We start from the raw sequence: 18,953 nt of genomic DNA on the forward strand, positions 1-18,953 counted from the left end.
GCGGTAAGCTTTACCATTCATTAAGCATGTCCGGTTGAAATACCCTCGAAATCGAGGATCCAGCCGATGTCGGAACCTGCTCGTAACGCTTCTCTCCACGACACCACGAGCCGGCCCTCGACCCAGCCGGGTCCGCTGCGCGACTGGCTCGCTGCCATGCGAGCGACGACACCCGAGGGCCGCCAGCAGGGGCCCGAGGCACCGCAACCGGCTGCCGAGGCTTCCAAACAGGCCGGCTGGGCGCCACGCCTCGTCGCGACCGTCGACGCGCCGCAGGCTCAGTCCCAGGATGATGAAGTCGCCGAGCTCATTGCCGAGAACATGATGCTGAAGGCCAAGCTGCGGCTCGCGGCGGACCGTCAGGACGAGTTCCAAATCCTGCTCGCCCAGGAGATCCGAGAGCTGCGCGGTCACGTTACCGAAGAGATCGCCAAGTTGGAGGATCTGCGCGAGGAGCGCGATCTCTGGAAGGCGCGCTGCGAGGCGCTGATGCAGCCGCTCTTCAACGGCACGCGCTGACCCCTTCTCCAAACCCCAAAAGCCGAAGGGCCGCCCCGACGAGGGCGGCCCTTCCATTGCCGAACCGCGGTCCGACGAAACCTGTAGCGTATCCCGCGAGCGCTAGATGCACTCGCCGGAGGTAACGGTCCAGGTCCTGGTCGCCGACAGCGGCTGATGACAATGAGACACTGGATCACCTCCTTTCGTTCGTTGCTGAGACCCCGAAGGTAGGGACTGCAGGCGGCTTTCGTAAAGCCCTCTGCCTGCGCCCTCTCGCCGCAATGCACAAATGGGTGCGGGGTCGTGCTGCTGGCAACGTCTTCGCCGGCGGCGTAAGAGGACCCGACCGCGCCTCACAGGTGCCGCCTCAGACGAACCAGGCCTTCCATGCTCGCCGCGACGACGCGCGCCGCAGACGACACCGTATCCGACGCGCTCGATCCCAAGGCGATGCGCGAGCCTTTGCCGAACGCCTGGTACTGCGTCGGCCAGGCAGCAACCCTCAAGGCCGGCGGGATGCGACCGGTGGAGTTGAACGGCGAGCAGATCGTCGTCGGCCGTGATGCCTCGGGCGTTCTGTTCGCGATGCGCGACCGCTGCCCGCATCGCGGCATGGCGCTGTCCAAGGGCCGCTTCGACGGCGCTTCCGTGATGTGCCCCTTTCACGGCTGGCGTTTCGGAACAGACGGACGCTGCCGCGACGTGCCGACCCTGTCGGAGACCGACTCCTCCGACTTCTCGCGCATCGTCGTGCAACGCTTCCCTGTGATCGAGAGCGCCGGCTTCCTCTGGATCAACCCCTATCTCGGCCCAGCTACCGCGCAGGACGTTCCGGCCGTGCCGGAACTCGGCTTCGAGGCGGCCGGCTGCCTCGTGGTCGAGCTGGTGGTGGAGGCGAGCTTCGACCTGACGACGCTCAGCCTGGTCGATCCCGGGCACGTCGCCTTCGTGCACGATTCCTGGTGGTTCCGGCCCTCGAAGGAGCTGCGCGAGAAGGTGAAGACCTTCATCCCGGTGCCGCACGGCTTCGTCATGTCGAGCCACGCCACGACGAAGTCTTCGCCGGTCTACAAGCTGCTTGGCGGCGTACCGGATGTCGAGATCGAGTTCCGGCTGCCGGGCGTGCGGCTGGAGCGCATCGTGGCCGGCGACAAGCGGGTGGCGAACTACACCTTCGCAACGCCGCTCTCGAACAACCGTACCATGCTCACCAACGCACTCTACTGGAGCATGCCGCTGCTCAACCTGCTGAAGCCTGTAGCGCGGCCGCTCATGCGGCAGTTCCTGAGCCAGGACCAGCAGGTGCTTCAGCACGCCCAGGCCGGTCTCGACCGCAAGCCGACCATGGTGCTGCTCGGCCAGGGCGATCTGCCCTCGCAATGGTATTTCCGCCTGAAACGCGAGGCGCTTGACGCGGCGCGCACCGGACGCACCTTCGAGAACCCGCTCACCCAGCAGGAGCTGCGCTGGCGTTCCTGAGCCGCGCTCAGTTCGCCGAAGCGGTATGCTGGGCGAGTGGCTCACCGGCGACATGGACGGTATCGCCTGTGGTGATGAATTCCTGCGGGTTGTCGATGAGCCGCGAGCTCAGCATCACGCCGCTGCGGACTTCGACATCGTTGCCGAGATTGCGGCCGAGATTGACCGGCTTCAGCTCAACCTTGTTGGCCTGGACTTCCGCGACGAAGGTGCCGTTCCGGTTGAACATCAGCGCAGTCACCGGGATGCGCAGCGTGTCCGGGTTCGACGGAATGTGGAACTGGACCTGCGTGAACGCACCGGGCCAAAGATCGCCGTTCGGATTGTCGGCCTGTAGCTCGACAAGGCCCTTGCGGGATTCCTCCGAAACGGCATTGGCGGTCGAGGTCACCTCGGCAGTGAAACTCTTCTCGTGGCCCGGAACGCTCAGTGTCGCCTTCAGGCCGGGCTTCATGGCCGCCAGGAAGGCTTGCGGCACGTCCACGTAGATCCGCATGCGGCTGATGTCGGAGATCCGGAAGAGCGGGCGCCCGGCCGTACCACCTGCCGTCAGCAGGTCGCCGACATTGATGGTGCGGGCGGTGACGATGCCATCGAAGGGCGCCCTGATCTGCTTGAAGCGCGACAGCTCCTCAAGACGGCCGACGACCGCCTGCTGCACCACAAGGTTCGCCTTGGCGACCGACAGGGCCGCGGTCCGCGACGCGGCGGTGAAGCGATCGGTGTCGCCGCGCTCCTCGCTTGACCAGCCCTGCTGGACGAGCCGCGAGGTTCTGCGGTTGGTAGCCTCGCTCATGTCGGAATTCGCCTGGGCCTGCTGCACGGCGGCCTCGAGCTGCAACAGCGTGGCGCGCGCCTCGGCGAGTTGCTGGTCGAGATCGGGGGCCGAGATTTCTGCAAGCACGTCGCCCTTGCGGACGCGGGCACCGATATCCTTGTTCCAGGCGCTGACGTAGCCGCTGGCGCGGGCGTAGAGCGGCGCCGAGGACATCGCAGCGAGCGAGCCGGGCAGGGTCAGGTCCTCGCTCTGCGGACCGCGTTTGGCCTGGACGACGCTCACCGTCGGGATCGACTGCGCCTCGGTCCAGGCTGCGGTCTCCTGCATGCCCTTCGCCCGGCCGGTGATGCCGGAATACGCGAGGAAGGCCGCGCCGACGGACACACCGCAAAGAAGAAGGAACAGCTTGCGCTTCGAGGGCGCAGGCGCCGTGACGGGGCCTTGGGCAGAATGCATGGCGTTCGGCTCAGACGGACGGGGATGGGAGGGCAGACGGCATGTCCGCGTCGGCGTGCCGCTTCGCACGCCCGTGGACGATACTGAACACCACTGGGACGAAGAGGAGCGTTGCGGCCGTGGCGAAGAGCAGGCCGCCGATGACGGCGCGGCCGAGCGGCGCGTTCTGGCCAGGCTCTATCGCCATAGGCGCCATGCCGATCATCATGGCGAGCGCCGTCATGACGACCGGCCGCAGCCGGGTCGCGCCGGCCGCAAGAGCTGATTGGACCGCGTCGTAGCCGGCTTTGAGCTGTTCGCGCGCGAAGCTGATCACCAGGATCGAGTTGGCGGTTGCTACACCCATGCACATGATCGCGCCGGTAAGTGCCGGCACCGAGACCGTGGTCTGCGTGATGAACAGCATCCAGACGATCCCGGCGAGCGCTGCTGGCAGCGCCATGATGATCACGAACGGGTCGAGCCAGGATTGGAAGTTCACGACGATCAGCAGGTAGATGAGCACGATCGAGAAGGCCAAGCCGATGAGCAACTGCCGGTAGGCGCTTGCCATGGTGGCGGACTGGCCGCGCACGGACACGGTCGCGCCCTTCGGCAGGCTGTCCTTCGTTTCGTCGATGATCGTCTGCACGTCCGAGGCGGTGGCGCCGAGGTCGCGATCCTGCGTGGCGGCCAGAATGTTGACCGTCGGCGCGACGTTGTAGTGCGTGACAACGGCGCTGTGTGGCTCCGGCGAGATGTTCGCCAGGCCGCCGAGCAACTGCATCGAGCGGGCGGCGGTAATCGGCAGGTTCCTGAGCTCGCCGAGCGTATCAATCGAATATTGTGGCGTCTGCACCGAGACCGGATAGGAGACGCCGTTCTTCGGATCGAGCCAGTAGGTCGGGGCTGTCTGCGTACTGCCCGAGAGGCTCGCCTGGATGCTTGACGCAGCGTCGCCCTCGGTCAGACCGACCACCCTAGCAAATTCGCGGTTGAAGTCGACCCGCAGGCCCGGACCCTTCGACTGCTCCTGGATGCGGGCGTCGGCCACGCCGGTGACGTGGCGGATGCGGGAGAGCAACTGATGGGCGTAGGCGCGGTTCGCCTCGGCATTGCCGCCCGCGATCTGCACGTCGAGCGCCGCCGGCGAGCCGAAATTCAGGATCTGGCTGACGATGTCGGGCGGCAGGAACGAGAAGGTCACGCCGGGGAAGTCCCGCGGCAAGCGCTCGCGCAGGGTCTTGGTGATCTCGGCGCTTGAGGTCTCACCCTCGTGCAGCGTCACCAGCATGTCGGCATCGAACGTGCCGATGGTGCCGCTGTTGCTATAGGAGACGTTGATGCCGCTGATCGGCAGGCCGATGTTGTTGACGATGCTCGCCACGCGCTCGGTTGGGATCAACGCGCGCACACGCGCCTCCACCCGTCCAGCCAGCGCCGTCGTCTCCTCTATGCGCGTGCCGGTTGGCGCCCTCAGGTGAATCCGCAGGGCCGCCGCATCGGTTGTCGGGAAGAAGTCGGTTCCGAGATAGGGGAGCAGCCCGAACGAGAGCAGCACCACGCCGATGAAGCCAAAGGAGAAGTGGTACTTGCGCGAGAGCGCCAGCCCGAGCAGGCCAAGATAGGCCTGCCGGAACCGCTCGAAGCGCCGCTCGAAGCCCTGCTGGAAGCGTCCGAAGACGCCGAGTTGCTGGGGTGCGCCATCCGTGCCCGGCGCATGGTGCTGGGCTTGGTGCGCCAGCAGGTAGCGCGCCAGCGTCGGCACCACGGTGTAGGTGAGAACGTAGGACGCGATCATCGCGAAGACGACCGCCATCGCCAGCGGGCGGAACAGGAAGCCCGCCACGCCGCCGAGCGCCAGCAGCGGCACGAAGGCGATGCAGATGCAGAACAGCGCGACGGTGGCCGGCGGCATGATCTCTTGCGCGCCAAGCGTGATCGCCGTGACAATGTCCTCGCCGAACTCTTCCATGTGCCGGTTGATGTTCTCGATGGTCACCGTGGCGTCGTCGACCAGGATGCCAACAGCGAGCGCGAGGCCGCCGAGCGTCATCACGTTGATGGTCTGACCCAGCGCCGAAAGGGCGATCAGCGAGCACAGCACCGCAAGCGGGATGGATACCGTAATGATCAGGGTCGAGCGCCAGGAGCCAAGAAAGACCAGGATCATGAAGCCGGTCAGCGCGGCGGCGATGATGCCCTCGCGCACTACCGCGACCACCGAGTCCTTCACGAAGCCCGACTGGTCGGCCACGTATTTCATGTCGACGCCCGGGGGCAGCGTCGCCTGGATCGCAGGCAGGCGCGCCTTGATGCCGGCGATGATGTCGAGCGTCGAGGCGTTGCCGATCTTCATGATCGACAAGAGGACGCCCTTCTTGCCGTCGAGCTGGACCACGTTGGTCTGAGGCGGCGAGCCGTTGCGGACATGGGCTACGTCGCGGATGAACACTGTGGCTCCATCCACGACCTTGATCGGCAGGTTGTTGAACTCCTCGATCGTCTTCGGCGAGTCGTTGAGATCAACGATCCACTCGTAGCTGCCGATCTTCTGCGTGCCGACCGGCGTGATCAGGTTCTGGCGTGCCAGGGCAGCCCCGACATCGGATGCCGACAGGTTGTGCGCATGCAGTGCCGACTGGTCGAGGTCGATCTGAACCTGCCGCGCTACGCCGCCATACGGATAGGGCATCTGCGCGCCCGGAACTGTCGTGAGCTGGGGCCGGATGAAGTTGACCGCGAGGTCCTGAAGCGCGCTCTGCGAAAGCGTGTTGCTCGACAAGGCGAGCTGGATGATCGGCACACTCGACGCGTTATAGGTCAGCATCAGCGGCGGCGTGATGCCGGCCGGAAGCTGCTTCAACATCGTCTGCGAGATCGACGTGACCTGTGCTTGGGCCGCTGTGATGTCGACGTTGGGCTGGAAGTAGATCTTCACGATGCCGTAGCCGGGCACCGATTGGGACTCGGTATGCTCGATGTCGTTGACGGTCGTGGTCAGCACGCGCTCGAAAACCGAGACGATGCGGCCAGACATGTCGTCGGGCGGCAGGCCAGTATACTGCCAGACCACGCTGATGACTGGAATGCCGATACTTGGGAAGATATCGGTCGGCGTCCGGAAGATCGACATGACCCCGAAGATCAGGATCAGGATCGACATCACGACGAAGGTGTAGGGGCGAACTAGCGCAAGTCGGACGATCGACGCCATGGCCTTGGGTCAGTCTAATGTCCAGGTTGCTCGGGTAGGCCGCTTCGTCGAGGGCGCGGCGGCTGTTTGGCATACCAGAGCTTTTCAGGCAATTCTATGACTTCTCGCGCGTTACAAACTAGAAACAAATCTTCACTGTAGTGATACAAATCAGTAAAACAGCTATATATTTCTGGATTTCTTAATAAGATGCCTATTTGTTCTCGGCGTTGCGTATTCAGGCAAGAACTATTATTTAGCAAATAGCAACGTAGACGGTCGAGCGCCGCGGGGGCGGGAGCGTCCGTGATGCGAGGCAGTCGATAACATTTTCGTGTCCCAACCTATTCGGACACGGCACGCTTGAAGCTAGGCGACGACCCGCCATTTCTCAATCCATGAAACGGCGAAGCCTGATCACGGTCGCGAGCGCGGCAACGGTGATGACTCTGGGCGGGGTCGGCTACGCCGCGCATAAGCGCAATTCCAACCCGTATTACCGCGGCCCGGTCAGCGATCATTTCGACGGCCTGCGCTTCTTCGGGCCCGAGCAATCCCCGGACAAAGATTTCTCCGACATCGTCCGCTGGCGCATGACGGCGAAGCGCGAGGATTGGCCGGCAGCCGCGCCGAGCCCGTTCGCGGCCGACGTGCCTCCGGAGCGTTTCGAGGGCCTACGCGTCGTTCTGATCGGGCATGCGAGCTACCTGTTCCAGGTCGCCGGCAAGAACATCCTCGTGGACCCAGTCTTCGCCAAGCGTGCGAGCCCGGTTCGCTTCGCTGGACCGAAGCGCGCCAACCCACCGGGCATCGCCTTCGACAACCTACCGCCGATCGATGTCGTGCTGATCACGCATAACCACTACGACCACCTCGACGGTCCGACCATGGCGCGCCTCTGGCAGGTGCATCAGCCGCTGATCATCACGCCACTCGGCAACGACGCGATCCTGCGCGGCTATGACGAGACGATGCATGTCGAGACGCGTGACTGGGGCGAGTCGATCGACCTGGGCGACGGCGTCACCGTGCATCTCACTCCTGCCAACCACTGGTCGGCCCGAGGACTCAACGACCGTCGCATGGCGCTGTGGTGCGCCTTCGTCCTGACGACGCCGCGGGGCGTGCACTATCACGTCGGTGATACAGGGCTCGGCAGCGGCGCACTCTTCCGCGAGATCCGCGCACGCTTCGGCCCGCCGCGTCTCGCCACGCTGCCGATTGGTGCCTATGAGCCGCGCTGGTTCATGCAGCCGCAGCATATGAACCCTGCCGATGCTGTCGAGGCCTTTCGGCTGCTCGGAGCCGAGCAGGCGCTCGGCCACCATTGGGGTACGTTCAAACTCACCGACGAAGGAATTGAACGGCCGGCGGAGGCCCTGGCAGCGGCACTCGGCGCGGCGGGTCTGAGCCAAAATGTGTTTCTGCCGCTTCGACCTGGGCAGGTCTGGATAGCCTGATCCGCAGCATTGCGGAGCAGATCAACCTTCCGGCTCTGCACACTGCGATCGCGGCTGCACGAGCTGGCGAGGCAGGCCGTGGCTTCGCCGCGATCGCGGGTGAGATGAAGAGGCTGGCCACGCAGACGACGAACGCCGCAGACGAGCTCGATACGTTGCAGCGTTTGGTCAACTCGGCCTTTTAAAGGCCGCCGCCATCCGAAGGCGGCCATGGACCTCAGCAGACACACCGTCACGAGCCGACGGCGAAGCGATCCGGGGCCGCCAGTCTCACGTCGAGGATATGGATTGTCCTTGGACGCAATGGTGGCAGCGGGCGAGGGCGTCGTTTCGCCTACAGAATGAACCGGCTGAGATCCGCATTCGCAGCCAGATCCTCGACCCGATTGCGGACGTAAGCAGCGTCGATCGTCAGCGTCTCGCCCGACCGGTCGGTAGCGGTGAAAGAAATCTCGTCGATCACGCGCTCCAGCACCGTCTGCAGCCGGCGTGCGCCGATGTTCTCGACGGACGAGTTCACCTCCACGGCGACACGAGCCAGCGCATCCACGGCATCCTCCGTGAAGTCGAGGGTGACGCCCTCGGTCTGCATCAGCGCGACCGTCTGCTTGAGCAGGCTCGCCTCGGTGCTGGTGAGGATCTGCTTGAAATCCTCCACGGTCAGCGGCTGCAGCTCGACACGGATTGGCAGGCGACCCTGCAGCTCCGGAAGCAGGTCGGAGGGCTTCGAGACGTGGAAGGCACCCGAGGCGATGAACAGCACGTGGTCGGTTTTCACCGCGCCGTGCTTCGTTGCCACCGTGGTCCCCTCGATCAGCGGCAGCAGGTCGCGCTGCACACCTTCGCGGGAAACGTCGGCGCCCGAGCGGCTCTCGCGGGCGCAGATCTTGTCGATCTCGTCGAGGAAGACGATGCCGTTATCCTCGACCTCGCGGATGGCCTCGCGGGTCAGCGCATCATCGTCGACGAGCTTGTCGCTCTCTTCGGCGAGGAGCGGTGCATAGGCATCCCGGACGCTGATGCGCTTGGGCTTACCGCGCCCGCCGCCCATGGCCTTGCCGAGCATCTCGCCGAGATTGATGGCACCCATCGAGGCTCCAGGCATCCCGGGAATCTCGAACATCGGTAGGCCCTGGGGCGCGCCCTGCGCGAGTTCGAGCTCGACCTCCTTGTCGTCGAGCTCACTGTTGCGGAGCTTCTTCCGAAAAGAATCGCGGGTGGCCTGGCTCGCGGTGGGACCGACAAGGGCGTCGAGAATGCGGTTCTCGGCGGCCGCCTCGGCCTTGGCCTTCACTTCCTTGCGTTTCTCCTCGCGCCGGAGGCTGATGCCGACCTCGACGAGATCGCGGATGATCTGTTCGACGTCGCGGCCGACATAGCCGACCTCTGTAAACTTGGTCGCCTCGACCTTCAGGAAAGGCGCGCCCGCGAGCTTGGCCAGGCGCCGGGCGATCTCGGTCTTGCCGCAGCCGGTGGGGCCAATCATCAGGATGTTCTTGGGGGCGACCTCCTCCTTCAGCGGCCCGGTGAGCTGCTGCCGCCTCCAGCGGTTGCGCAGGGCGATGGCCACCGCGCGCTTGGCATCCTTCTGGCCGACGATGAAGCGATCGAGTTCGGAGACGATCTCACGGGGAGAGAAGGTGGTCATCGGGTTCCTGAGAAGCCTCGCCGTCGCAGTCGGCGAATCTGTGCCGATCTAACGGTGCGAACGCGGCGTTTCCAGACGTGAGGTAAGTCCGCCAATGCATGTGGGACGAATGACGCGCGTCCCAGGCGTCCCACCCTGTCCCATGCTGTGGCGACCGGGTTGGGGCAGGGCGCCCGCAGCGTAGCGCGCAACTCAGGGCTTGTCGGTTTCCAACGCCTCGATCACGAGGTTACCGTTGGTGTAGACGCAGATCTCCGCGGCGATCCTCATCGCCTTGCGCACGATCGCCTCGGCGTCGAGATCCTGATCCTCCAGTGCCCGCGCGGCGGCGAGGGCATAGTTGCCACCGGAGCCGATCGCCATAACGCCGCCCTCGGGCTCCAGCACGTCGCCGGCGCCGGAGAGAAGCAGGCTCACGTCCTTGTCGGCTACTACCATCATCGCCTCAAGCCGGCGCAGGTAGCGGTCGGTGCGCCAGTCCTTGGTCAGCTCGACGCAGGCGCGGGTGAGTTGGCCGGGATACTGCTCCAGCTTGGCCTCCAAGCGCTCGAATAGCGTGAAGGCATCCGCGGTCGCCCCGGCGAAGCCGCCGATCACCGTGCCCTTGGCGAGGCGACGCACCTTGCGGGCGTTGCCCTTGACGATCGTCTGCCCGAGGCTGACCTGACCGTCACCGCCGATGACGACCCGACCGTTCTTGCGAACCATCAGGATGGTGGTGGCATGCATGAGCGGCGTGGCGCTTGCTTCGGATTGGGGCAATGGGGGTGTCCGTATCGGCTGCAATCCTTGCGATCAGGTAGGCGCTCTCGGGACCGCCTCCAAGAGACTGGCCCGCACGAGACCGGTCGGCGAGGGATGTGGCCGAGACGCCTGCGGTCGTATAGCCCGCAACTGACGGATCGACACCGGCCGGTCGCAGCCCCCACGCTACGACGTTCAGCTTCCATCAATGGACGTGAACCCATGCAGATCGCCACGCCCTACCTGATGTTCCTCGGCGACGTCTCAGACCGACTCGCCGCCAAGACCGCCCACGGCATCGCCGATTGGCGTCCCGAATGGTGCATCGGCCAGATCCGCATGGAAGGCTGCGCTGCCGATCTCGGCATCCCGGACCTGTCGCTGACGGAGGCCGTCGAGAAGGGCTGCCGGACCATGGTGGTCGGCGTGGTCAATGCTGGCGGCCGGCTTCCGGAGCATTGGGTCGCCGAGATTGTCGCCGGCCTGGAGGCCGGGCTCGACGTGGCGAGCGGCCTGCACGTGCGCCTCGGCTCGATCTCCGAGATCGCTGAAGCCGCGCAGAGAAATGGCCGGCAACTCCACGACGTCCGCCATAGCGACGAGCGGTTCGATACCGGCAAGGGCACCAAGCGGCCGGGCCTGCGATTGCTCACCGTCGGCACCGACTGCTCCGTGGGAAAGAAATACGCGGCGCTGGCTCTCGAAAAGCGCATGCGCGAGCGCGGCTTCGACGCGGATTTCCGCGCGACGGGTCAGACTGGCGTATTCATCTCCGGCCGCGGCGTCGCCATCGATGCCGTGGTGGCCGATTTCATCTCGGGTGCCGTCGAGTGGATCTCGCCCGCCGCCGATCCCGCACACTGGGACCTGATCGAGGGGCAAGGCTCGCTGTTCCACCCATCCTTCGCCGGGGTCAGCCTGGGCCTGCTGCACGGCGCGCAGCCGGATGCCTTCGTGATCTGCCACGAGCCGACCCGCACGACGATGCGCGGCGTGCGGCACCCGCTTCCCTCTATCGCCGACGTCATTCAGCAGACGGTCGCCAGCGGTCGCCTGACCAATCCGGGTATCCGGCCGGTCGGCATTGCCGTGAACACACAGGCACTGGAGGAAGCAGAGGCACGGCGGCTTCTCGACGATCTCGCCAGAGAGCACGATCTTCCGGCGACAGATCCGGTGCGCTTCGGCGTCGATGGGATCGTCGACCGCATCGCCGCCGAGTTTGCGAAGGCCTGAGCCCATGACCCGCCGCCTCTCCGTCACGGTCGAGCGTTTTCCCATCGCCGGCGCCTTCACCATCGCCCGCGGCAGTCGCACGGAAGCCGTGGTCGTCGTTGCGACGGTGGAGGAAGGCAAGACCCGTGGGCGCGGTGAGTGCGTGCCCTACGCACGCTACGGCGAAACTGTGGAGAGCGTGACGGCGCTGATTGAGGTGCAGGCCGGCGCGGTAGCCGACGGGGTCTCGCCACGCGACCTTCTCGACCGGATGAAGCCGGGGGCCGCCCGAAACGCCCTCGACTGTGCGCTGTGGGATTTCGAGGCAAAGCGCAGCGGCAGCCATGTGTGGGAGCTGCTGGGCCTCGGTTCGCCGGCGCCCACGACGACGGCTTACACGCTTAGCCTCGGCGATCCCGAGAGCATGGAAGCCGCCGCGCGAAAAGCCGCGCATCGCCCGCTCCTGAAGGTCAAGCTCGGAGGGGAGGGCGATCCGGCCCGCATCGCCGCCGTGCGGCGGGGCGCTCCGGATTCGCGGCTCATCGTCGATGCCAACGAGGCTTGGCGGCCCGAGACCATCGAGGACAACCTCGCGGCCTGCGCTGCGGCGGGCGTCGGCCTGATCGAACAGCCGCTGCCAGCCGGTGAGGACGCGCTGCTCGAGACGATCGACCGCACCATCCCGATCTGCGCGGATGAGAGCCTGCACGATCGCGCCGGCCTCGACGCGCTGGCCAAGCGCTACGACGCCATCAACATCAAGCTCGATAAGGCCGGCGGTCTGACCGAGGCGGCGATGCTGTCGGCAGAGGCGCAGGCGCGCGGTCTGGCCATCATGGTCGGCTGCATGGTCGGCACCTCACTCGCGATGGCGCCTGCCATGCTGCTGGCTTCGCGCGCGGCCTATGTCGATCTCGACGGGCCACTCCTTCTGGCTCGGGACCGTGAGCCGGGTCTGCTCTACGAAGGAAGTACGGTGCACCCGCCGACGGCCGCTCTCTGGGGGTAGTCCTCGCTCAGCGAAGGTCGCTGCCACGCCATTCCGGCAGGCGGTCGAGGGCCAGCAGCGTGTCGCGTGAGGCCGTCTGCGTCGAGAGGCGCTTGACCAACTCCGCCGTGGCAGCCCTGGCCGCGGCATCGCGCATCTGGGCCGGCACGGATCCCGACAGTGCCGTCAGTTGTTCGCCCTGGCGCTCCGCTACGGCTTTGACGTCCGCAGCCTGCGGGACGGTCCCGTCACGTTGCATGGCGAAATAGGACAGGCCTGCAATCACAAGGGCAGCCCGGAGAAGGAACGACATGGTGCGACCTGCTGGATACGGGCGTCGCGCCCGTACGGTGACGGTGTCGAGCCTTACCCTCGCACCGGAGCATGAAGCGCATCCCACGCAGCAGCTGGAAAAGTTGGGCGTGGTGAACGAAGCCTTGTCTCGGTCGCATAGCCCTTTGGGAAACGCTGAAAAACGGCGAGCCTGGCTGTGGAAAACTGCCACGGCTTCATCCTTCTGAGGCGGCCGGCGCTCATGATCGGACGCATGCGACTCGATCCGACGTATCCGCTTCATCGTCACTTAAACCGGCTCTGCGACGGTCTGCATCGGATGAAGCGATAAGCTTGAAGGGCGCGAATTCCGGTCGCGGTTTGCGGCCGATCGCGTGGCGCGTGGCGAGTTTGCGTATCAACACTACCTTTGCGTCGCTGTTCGACGCCCGCCTGGCGGGGCTCGTTCACGAGACCGCCCTCGACGAACCGGGAATCCGCTTCCGGCACGAGCGCTTCCTGGTGTCGCGCCTCGCCGCAGGCGTGGTGATGATGGCGGCGCTGCCGCCCTATCTGCTGTGGCGTGGCGTGCCGAGCGGCATCGAGGCCCTCGGCATCGCCTCCCTGTTCCTGCCGGTGCTGGCTGCCGCGGTCCTGTCGCGGACCGGCATCCTCTGGATCGCACATGCTCTGTCCTCCGCCGGCCTGACGGGCGTCGTGGTTTGTCTTGCTGCGCTCACCGGCGGGTCGAGTTCGGCGGCCGCGCTTTGGCTGGTCGCGATTCCCCTCGAAGCCCTGGTCTCGGGGTCGATCCGCGCCACCGTGGCCGCTGCGATCATTGCGGCTCTCGGCGCCCTCGCCATCGTCGTGGTGGGGCAGTTCGACCTGACCGCACAGGTGATCGGCTGGCCGAGCGCCATCGCGATGCCGCTCTTCGCGATCACCGCGATCGGACACATCTGCGCGCAGGTCATCGAGCACCTCCGCCGCGAGGGCGAATGGCGCGCCCGAATGCACGACAGCGAGGCGCGCGACCGCCTCCTCCTCTCCGCCATCGACGACCTCGTGACCTGGCACGACTGCAATGGCCGCGTGCTGGAGGCGAGCGCCTCGGCGCTGAAGTTCGTCGGCACCGAGCCCAGCCGCCTACGCGGTCTCGGCCTGCTCGATCGGGTGCATATCGGCGACCGTCCGGCGCTGCTGAAAGCGATCAGTGATGTCGCCGTGAGCGGCGAGCCGGTCACGGTTCCCTTCCGTCTGCACCTGGCCGCTCCAGGTGCCGACGGCAGCACCTCCCTGTTCGCAGAGATGCGCGCCCACCGGATCGAGGCGGGCCTCGGCGGCGCGGAAGGTGCGACCGTCGTCGCCGTCACACGCGATGTCTCGGAGCATCATCGCCACGCAGCCGAGCTCGACCAAGCCCGCGCCGATGCCGAGCGTGCCGACGCTGTGAAGAGCCAGTTCCTCGCTACCGTCACCCACGAGTTGCGCACGCCGCTCAACGCGATCATCGGCTTCTCCGAGGTGCTGGCCGGTGAGGGCGCCTGCACGCTCACCGCCGAGCGCTCGAAGGAATATGCCGACATCATCGCTTCCTCCGGCCGGCACCTGCTCGGGGTCGTGAACACTCTGCTCGACATGTCGCGCATCCAGAGCGGGCATTTCGAGTTCGATCCCGAACCGCTCGACGTGGCCGAGTTGGTGAATGGCTGCTGCGACCTGATGCAGATGAAGGTGGACGGCGCTGGCATCCGGCTCGTGCGCGAGGCGATCCCGCCGGGCGCCAAGCTGAAGGCGGATGCGCGCGCCTGCCGGCAGGTGCTGATCAACCTGATCTCGAACGCCGTGAAGTTCACGCCGAAAGGCGGCCGGATCGAGGTCGGTGTGCGGCGCGGCGCGAACTACTTCGACCTCGTCGTCAGCGACACTGGCTACGGCATAGGCGAGAACGACCTGCCGCGTATTGGCGACCCCTTCTTCCAGGCAAATGGCGGCTACGAGCGGGCGCATGAAGGCACCGGCCTCGGTCTCTCGGTGGTGCGCGGTCTCGTCGGGCTGCATGGCGGCTCGATCTCCATCGAGAGCGCACCGGGTCTCGGTACGACCGTCTCCGTGACGCTGCCGGTCGAGCCGCGCCGCAGCACGACTCCGGCCGAACCGGCACCGATCCGCACGAGTCTGCGCGGTGCAGCGCCGGTTGCCGCGTCCGCTTCGACTGTCGTGCGTCTGCCGATCGGCCTCTTCGACGACGGCCCTCTCCCGTACAACGAGAGCGTCGGCACGCTCCGGAAGGCGGGCTGACCATGCTGGGCCTTCGACACGAAGCAGCGATCCGAACCATCGAAGGAGCGCGTTGATGCGCGAGCCAAGCCCGCAGCGGGACCAGCGCGAGATCATCGTGCCGCGCGATATGCGAGCCGGGAAAGCCGTTGCCAAAGCGGCGCCGCGCCGCGCCGCACGCGCGCAATCCTCCGGCTCGGCGACTGCTGAATTCCTTGCAACGACGGCCGCGTTCGGCCGCTGGATTGCCCGGACCTGCATCACCCGTCCCGGCGAAGCCTTGGGCTCCATGGCGGCGCTGGTGGCAGTTGGCTACGTCAGCGTGAACGCGCTCGGCCGCCAGTCAGGACCTCACCCGGCCCCGATTCTCCCGAAGGCCGCGATCCAGCAGGCGAAGGCCGCACCGGCGCCTCCTGTGACCCCGCCCGTGGCGCCTGTCGCTGCAGCGGCGGAACCGCACGCCCGTGAGAAGGCCCCCGTCCGCGATGCCATCGGTGACATCCTGCGCACTCCTAGTGACACCACGGCCTCGGTGACGCCGAAGACCGTCGACAAGGTTGTACAGGCTCAGCGGGCACTGGCGAAGCTCGGCTACGGCACGATCAAGGCCGACGGCGTGATGGGACCGGCGACGAAGGCGGCCATCGAGAAGTTCGAGCGCGACCGCAAGCTTCCTGTGACAGGAGAAGCATCGGGCCGGACGCTTCGTGAACTCGCCGCCAAGGCCAGCGCGGCCAAGGGCTGACCGCGACGGCGAAGGTGCAGAGGCGCGCCCGACGCGCTATCGCGGAGCCATGCCTCGTCTCCGCGCCGATTTCTGGGTCTCCGCGCATCTGCGCCGCCTTGCCGTTGAGGGCATTCCTGCGGTCCAGCGCCGGCGCGGCTCGCCAGAGGCAGGCGCAATCTTTCTCAAGGTCGACCGCCTGAACGGCACCGCCGATCTTTATGGCCCGGCTCCGCAGGCGCTGATCGAGGCGGATGACGGCGAGCGGCGCTTCTCAGCGATCTTGAAGGGCGCGGACGGCGCCGATGTCGAGACGCGCATCGCCAAAGAGATCCGCTTCGACGAGGATCTGTGGATCATCGAGATCGACGACCGCGACGGACGCCACGGGCTCGAGTTGGTGGAGTGATGTTGGTCGATCGACGCGGGCCGCGGAAGGCCGATCCGATCGGCCGGGGACCCGCTTCAACTCGTCTGCCGAATGCGGGTTGGCAGGATGTTGCGAGCGGAGATGCGCTCCGCCGCCGGCCGCGGCTTTTCAGTATCCGGAGCATAGTATGGACGGTGCTCTGCGCTGGCTGCCCGCTCCTGCAGCCGGACGTCGAGGACGGCCGCCAGGAGATCGCGGGACGCGGGACGCGTCAATGAGCGGAAGAGCTGCACGAGCGAGAAGACACGGTCGGCCGAGCGAGCGACGGTCGCATTCAGCGTGAGGAAGACGTAGACCGCCTCCGCCTCGCTGAGATCGGCCGCGCGCAGGGCAAGCGTCAGGAGATCATAGCGCGAGGCGGGATTTGGCGCCGAAGCAAGGAAATTCGCCGGAAGGCCGAGCGCCCCGGCAAGCGCCGCGGTAAAGCCTTTGACATCGCCATTCCGCGATAGGCCCGTGAGCGTCTCGCCGAGGCCGCGTGGAGCTGGCGGATGCGAACGCAGGGCTGCCGTGGCTGCAACCGCCTCATGGATCTTCAGCCGCACGGCCGGCTCTGCATGCAGCCAGAGCGGGGCGAGATCGGCAGCGGCGATATCGGAGCGCGCGAGCAGGGCGGCTGCGACATCGCCGTCCTGACGTGCTCGGTTCATCAGATCGTCAAAGCCCGCGCGGTCGAGCGCCGCATCGGACGTGGCTGGCTGTGTCGGCGCGGCAGGAGAGCGCCTTGAGCGCAGGTCGCGCTCGGCCCGGGCCGCAATGGCCGCGCCGATATCGGCGCCCGATTCCAGCGCGGCGGCGATGACACTTGGCTCCAGCACCACGGCAGAATCGATCACTTCCCTGCAGGCCTCGCCGCCGCGGGCGGCCAAAGCGGCAAGCACGGCCTGCGGCGTCTCAGGGCAAGGCGCGAGCTTGCGAGCGACGGTAAGCAGCGTCTCCTCGTCGACGGTCGAGATCAGGCCGGTCGCGAGAGAGGCGAAGGAGGACAGCACGGCCCGGTCGCGGATCGGCGCGGCCAGGAACAGATCGGTCTGAACCCTTAGGATCACCGGTTTCAGATCGAGCCCTGGATCGCGCGAGAGCTCGATGAGGCCGGTCATGTCCGGCGTGTCAATGACGGATGAGGTCATGGGCTTTCGATTACGCAGAACTCGCTTTGCCCAGGTTAAGCGAGTTTGCGTGAATCGAGCTTTAAGCCGGCGTGACCGCGGTTGTCCCGGCCTCGCTCACGAGAGGCCGCGCAGTTCGGGCGTCTCGTTCCTGCCGGCAGGCTGCCCGGCCTTGAAGACGGGGGGAACGGGCGGCGTACCGCTGTCGACGGGAGAGGTGCTTCTGGCAGCCGCGTCGCTCATCGGCTTGAGCGGCCCTGTACCGGGTCCATGATCGCCGGACGTGGACGGGCCTTTCCCCACGTCAGACGCCTGCGTGGTCTCGGGCTCATGCTCGGCCTCCCGATCGGGGCCACCGAGCAGTTCCGGCGGCGTCTTCCACACGAAGGCGTCGACGCGGCCCGATATGGGCGAGACTGGGGCCCAGCGCTCCGAGACGATGCCGTCGGCGATCCAGGCGGGATCGCGCGGGGCACGGGTGGCACGTGCCAACCATTCGCGGGCGCGGCCGGTCTCGGCGCCGTGCTCGGCCTGTTCGATCCGAGCCATCTGCAGGCAGGTGCGCACGGTCGGATGATCGGCGACGAGGGGCGCCAGCGTCTCCCGTGCCTTGGCAAAGTCGCGCGCTTCGGTCGCCGCCTGTGCGACCGCGAGCCGAGCCTCCGGATGCCAGCTCGACAGCCGGGCCAGCACCTCGGCGCGGTTGAGCCTGTCCTGCGTCGAATCGCCGGGACGCAGGCCAAGATAGACCTTGGCGAGGTCGGGATGCGGCTCGGCCTTCCACGCCGTCTGGAGAACCTTTGCAGCCTTGCGTAAGTCGCCCTTGCGAGCGAGCAGCCTGCCGGCGATGCAGGCAGCGGGCACGAGATCCGGTGCGAGGCTCACCGCCTTCTGCGCCTCGGCGAGCGCCGCTTCCGGCTCACCGGCCTCATGCTGCTGGGCCGAGGCGGTGAGCAGCACGGCGCGCTGGCGGCGGGCAGCACTCTTGTCCATCAGGCCGAGGGAAGCGCGGCGCTCGACCGTCTGCGTCGCGCCAGACCAGTCACCGTCGGCGCATTGTGCTTCGAGCACGGCATCGTTCGCCCAGGTCACGCTGGGTGCCAGACGTGCCGCCTCGATCGCGTAGGCACGCGCCGCCGAGTCATCCTCGCGGCGGCGTGCCTCGACATAGAGGCCACGCAAGCCGAGCACCCGCGTCTCTGGATCGTCGGCCATGCTGCGGAACGCCTTTTCGGCCGCGTCGCGGTCGCCGGAGATCTGGGCGGCCTGCGCCTTGAGCAGCAGGGTCAGCGGCTGCGCGCCGAGCAGGCGCTCGGCATCGCCGGCATGACGTCGTGCGGCCAGCGGATCGCCCGAGCCTACCGCGATCATCCCCCGCGAAAGAGCCGACATGCCCTTGGCGCGGCGGCGCTCCCGCGTCGAGCGGCTGAGGAAGCCGGGCAGCCCGATGACGCCGCGCACCACAGCGAGGATGATCCCTACGACCAGCACCGCGACGAGAACACCAACCAGCGCCACGGCGAGGCTGACGCCAACTTCGTAACCGCTCCATACGATGGTGACCGTGCCCGGGTGGTCGGCGACCCAGACAGCGCCAACGGCGGCAATGGCCAGGAGGGCAAGGAAGACAAGGGCGCGCCACATTCGGTCAAGAACTCCAGAACGTCGAATGGCCGGATCGCGACGGATCGGC

General features: G+C 66.6%; 16 protein-coding genes. 9 read left to right on the forward strand and 7 right to left on the reverse strand.

Annotated elements, in window-relative coordinates:
- Window positions 1-66 precede the first annotated feature (66 nt).
- Together MGN01_RS13315 and MGN01_RS13320 are read left to right on the forward strand one after the other, a co-directional pair.
- Window positions 67-519, forward strand: coding sequence for a hypothetical protein (locus MGN01_RS13315; protein WP_147047115.1), 453 nt, complete (start codon window positions 67-69; stop codon window positions 517-519).
- 369 nt (window positions 520-888) lie between these two features.
- Window positions 889-1,980 (forward strand): Rieske 2Fe-2S domain-containing protein, encoded by a 1,092-nt coding sequence (locus MGN01_RS13320; protein ID WP_147047116.1) that lies wholly within the window; start codon window positions 889-891, stop codon window positions 1,978-1,980.
- A 7-nt stretch (window positions 1,981-1,987) separates the two neighbouring features.
- Here the strand turns inward: MGN01_RS13320 and MGN01_RS13325 are convergent, their stop codons facing one another.
- Together MGN01_RS13325 and MGN01_RS13330 are read right to left on the reverse strand one after the other, a co-directional pair.
- Entirely contained in the window at window positions 1,988-3,214 is a 1,227-nt protein-coding gene (locus tag MGN01_RS13325) for an efflux RND transporter periplasmic adaptor subunit (protein ID WP_147047117.1), read from the reverse strand.
- A 10-nt stretch (window positions 3,215-3,224) separates the two neighbouring features.
- The gene (locus MGN01_RS13330; RefSeq protein WP_147047118.1) at window positions 3,225-6,410 is read right to left on the reverse strand and encodes an efflux RND transporter permease subunit; all 3,186 of its coding nucleotides are present in this window, start codon (window positions 6,408-6,410) and stop codon (window positions 3,225-3,227) included.
- A 377-nt stretch (window positions 6,411-6,787) separates the two neighbouring features.
- On the opposite strand from MGN01_RS13330, the gene MGN01_RS13335 reads away from it, so the two are divergent.
- Both MGN01_RS13335 and MGN01_RS13340 read left to right on the forward strand, forming a co-directional pair.
- Window positions 6,788-7,849 carry an MBL fold metallo-hydrolase gene (locus MGN01_RS13335; RefSeq protein WP_147047119.1) on the forward strand — a complete coding sequence of 354 codons (1,062 nt, stop codon included), beginning with the start codon at window positions 6,788-6,790 and terminating at the stop codon, window positions 7,847-7,849.
- A 47-nt stretch (window positions 7,850-7,896) separates the two neighbouring features.
- Window positions 7,897-8,034 (forward strand): methyl-accepting chemotaxis protein, encoded by a 138-nt coding sequence (locus MGN01_RS13340; protein ID WP_307725953.1) that lies wholly within the window; start codon window positions 7,897-7,899, stop codon window positions 8,032-8,034.
- A gap of 149 nt (window positions 8,035-8,183) precedes the next feature.
- Here MGN01_RS13340 and hslU read toward each other — a convergent pair whose 3' ends face one another.
- Window positions 8,184-9,497, reverse strand: coding sequence for an ATP-dependent protease ATPase subunit HslU (hslU, locus tag MGN01_RS13345; protein ID WP_147047120.1), 1,314 nt, complete (start codon window positions 9,495-9,497; stop codon window positions 8,184-8,186).
- Window positions 9,498-9,689: 192 nt separating this feature from the next.
- A complete protein-coding gene (gene hslV, locus MGN01_RS13350) occupies window positions 9,690-10,226 on the reverse strand; it encodes an ATP-dependent protease subunit HslV (RefSeq protein WP_147047289.1) in 537 nt (178 codons plus the stop codon).
- Window positions 10,227-10,463: 237 nt separating this feature from the next.
- Here hslV and dgcN point away from each other — a divergent pair, with 237 nt between their 5' ends.
- Both dgcN and dgcA read left to right on the forward strand, forming a co-directional pair.
- Entirely contained in the window at window positions 10,464-11,477 is a 1,014-nt protein-coding gene (gene dgcN, locus MGN01_RS13355; protein ID WP_147047121.1) for an N-acetyltransferase DgcN, read from the forward strand.
- 4 nt (window positions 11,478-11,481) lie between these two features.
- Window positions 11,482-12,465, forward strand: a complete 984-nt coding sequence (dgcA, locus tag MGN01_RS13360; protein WP_147047122.1) for an N-acetyl-D-Glu racemase DgcA — start codon at window positions 11,482-11,484, stop codon at window positions 12,463-12,465.
- A 7-nt stretch (window positions 12,466-12,472) separates the two neighbouring features.
- Here dgcA and MGN01_RS13365 read toward each other — a convergent pair whose 3' ends face one another.
- Window positions 12,473-12,757, reverse strand: a complete 285-nt coding sequence (locus MGN01_RS13365; RefSeq protein ID WP_147047123.1) for a hypothetical protein — start codon at window positions 12,755-12,757, stop codon at window positions 12,473-12,475.
- 362 nt (window positions 12,758-13,119) lie between these two features.
- Here MGN01_RS13365 and MGN01_RS13370 point away from each other — a divergent pair, with 362 nt between their 5' ends.
- From MGN01_RS13370 to MGN01_RS13380, 3 genes are read left to right on the forward strand one after another with little or no spacing between them, the layout of a single operon-like run.
- On the forward strand, window positions 13,120-15,018 hold the full coding sequence (locus MGN01_RS13370) for a PAS domain-containing sensor histidine kinase (protein ID WP_147047124.1): 1,899 nt from the start codon (window positions 13,120-13,122) through the stop codon (window positions 15,016-15,018).
- A 55-nt stretch (window positions 15,019-15,073) separates the two neighbouring features.
- Entirely contained in the window at window positions 15,074-15,742 is a 669-nt protein-coding gene (locus MGN01_RS13375; protein WP_147047125.1) for a peptidoglycan-binding domain-containing protein, read from the forward strand.
- A 49-nt stretch (window positions 15,743-15,791) separates the two neighbouring features.
- Window positions 15,792-16,130: a DUF1491 family protein gene (locus MGN01_RS13380; RefSeq protein ID WP_147047126.1), complete on the forward strand. Its 339-nt coding sequence runs from the start codon at window positions 15,792-15,794 to the stop codon at window positions 16,128-16,130.
- A 56-nt stretch (window positions 16,131-16,186) separates the two neighbouring features.
- Here the strand turns inward: MGN01_RS13380 and MGN01_RS13385 are convergent, their stop codons facing one another.
- Together MGN01_RS13385 and MGN01_RS13390 are read right to left on the reverse strand one after the other, a co-directional pair.
- Window positions 16,187-17,281: a hypothetical protein gene (locus tag MGN01_RS13385; RefSeq protein ID WP_147047127.1), complete on the reverse strand. Its 1,095-nt coding sequence runs from the start codon at window positions 17,279-17,281 to the stop codon at window positions 16,187-16,189.
- A gap of 96 nt (window positions 17,282-17,377) precedes the next feature.
- A complete protein-coding gene (locus tag MGN01_RS13390; protein WP_147047128.1) occupies window positions 17,378-18,904 on the reverse strand; it encodes a heme biosynthesis protein HemY in 1,527 nt (508 codons plus the stop codon).
- Between the last annotated feature and the right edge of the window lie 49 nt (window positions 18,905-18,953).

Origin of the sequence: Methylobacterium gnaphalii (assembly GCF_007992215.1) — a bacterium.
Classification (GTDB): domain Bacteria; phylum Pseudomonadota; class Alphaproteobacteria; order Rhizobiales; family Beijerinckiaceae; genus Methylobacterium; species Methylobacterium gnaphalii.

Bases quoted from the DNA above. Each gene is read 5' to 3' on its own strand.
- MGN01_RS13315 (WP_147047115.1), top strand. From the start codon at position 67: ATGTCGGAACCTGCTCGTAACGCTTCTCTCCACGACACCACGAGCCGG.
- MGN01_RS13320 (WP_147047116.1), top strand. From the start codon at position 889: ATGCTCGCCGCGACGACGCGCGCCGCAGACGACACCGTATCCGACGCG.
- MGN01_RS13325 (WP_147047117.1), bottom strand. From the start codon at position 3,214: ATGCATTCTGCCCAAGGCCCCGTCACGGCGCCTGCGCCCTCGAAGCGC.
- MGN01_RS13330 (WP_147047118.1), bottom strand. From the start codon at position 6,410: ATGGCGTCGATCGTCCGACTTGCGCTAGTTCGCCCCTACACCTTCGTC.
- MGN01_RS13335 (WP_147047119.1), top strand. From the start codon at position 6,788: ATGAAACGGCGAAGCCTGATCACGGTCGCGAGCGCGGCAACGGTGATG.
- hslU (WP_147047120.1), bottom strand. From the start codon at position 9,497: ATGACCACCTTCTCTCCCCGTGAGATCGTCTCCGAACTCGATCGCTTC.
- hslV (WP_147047289.1), bottom strand. From the start codon at position 10,226: ATGCATGCCACCACCATCCTGATGGTTCGCAAGAACGGTCGGGTCGTC.
- dgcN (WP_147047121.1), top strand. From the start codon at position 10,464: ATGCAGATCGCCACGCCCTACCTGATGTTCCTCGGCGACGTCTCAGAC.
- dgcA (WP_147047122.1), top strand. From the start codon at position 11,482: ATGACCCGCCGCCTCTCCGTCACGGTCGAGCGTTTTCCCATCGCCGGC.
- MGN01_RS13365 (WP_147047123.1), bottom strand. From the start codon at position 12,757: ATGTCGTTCCTTCTCCGGGCTGCCCTTGTGATTGCAGGCCTGTCCTAT.
- MGN01_RS13375 (WP_147047125.1), top strand. From the start codon at position 15,074: ATGCGCGAGCCAAGCCCGCAGCGGGACCAGCGCGAGATCATCGTGCCG.
- MGN01_RS13380 (WP_147047126.1), top strand. From the start codon at position 15,792: ATGCCTCGTCTCCGCGCCGATTTCTGGGTCTCCGCGCATCTGCGCCGC.
- MGN01_RS13385 (WP_147047127.1), bottom strand. From the start codon at position 17,281: ATGACCTCATCCGTCATTGACACGCCGGACATGACCGGCCTCATCGAG.
- MGN01_RS13390 (WP_147047128.1), bottom strand. From the start codon at position 18,904: ATGTGGCGCGCCCTTGTCTTCCTTGCCCTCCTGGCCATTGCCGCCGTT.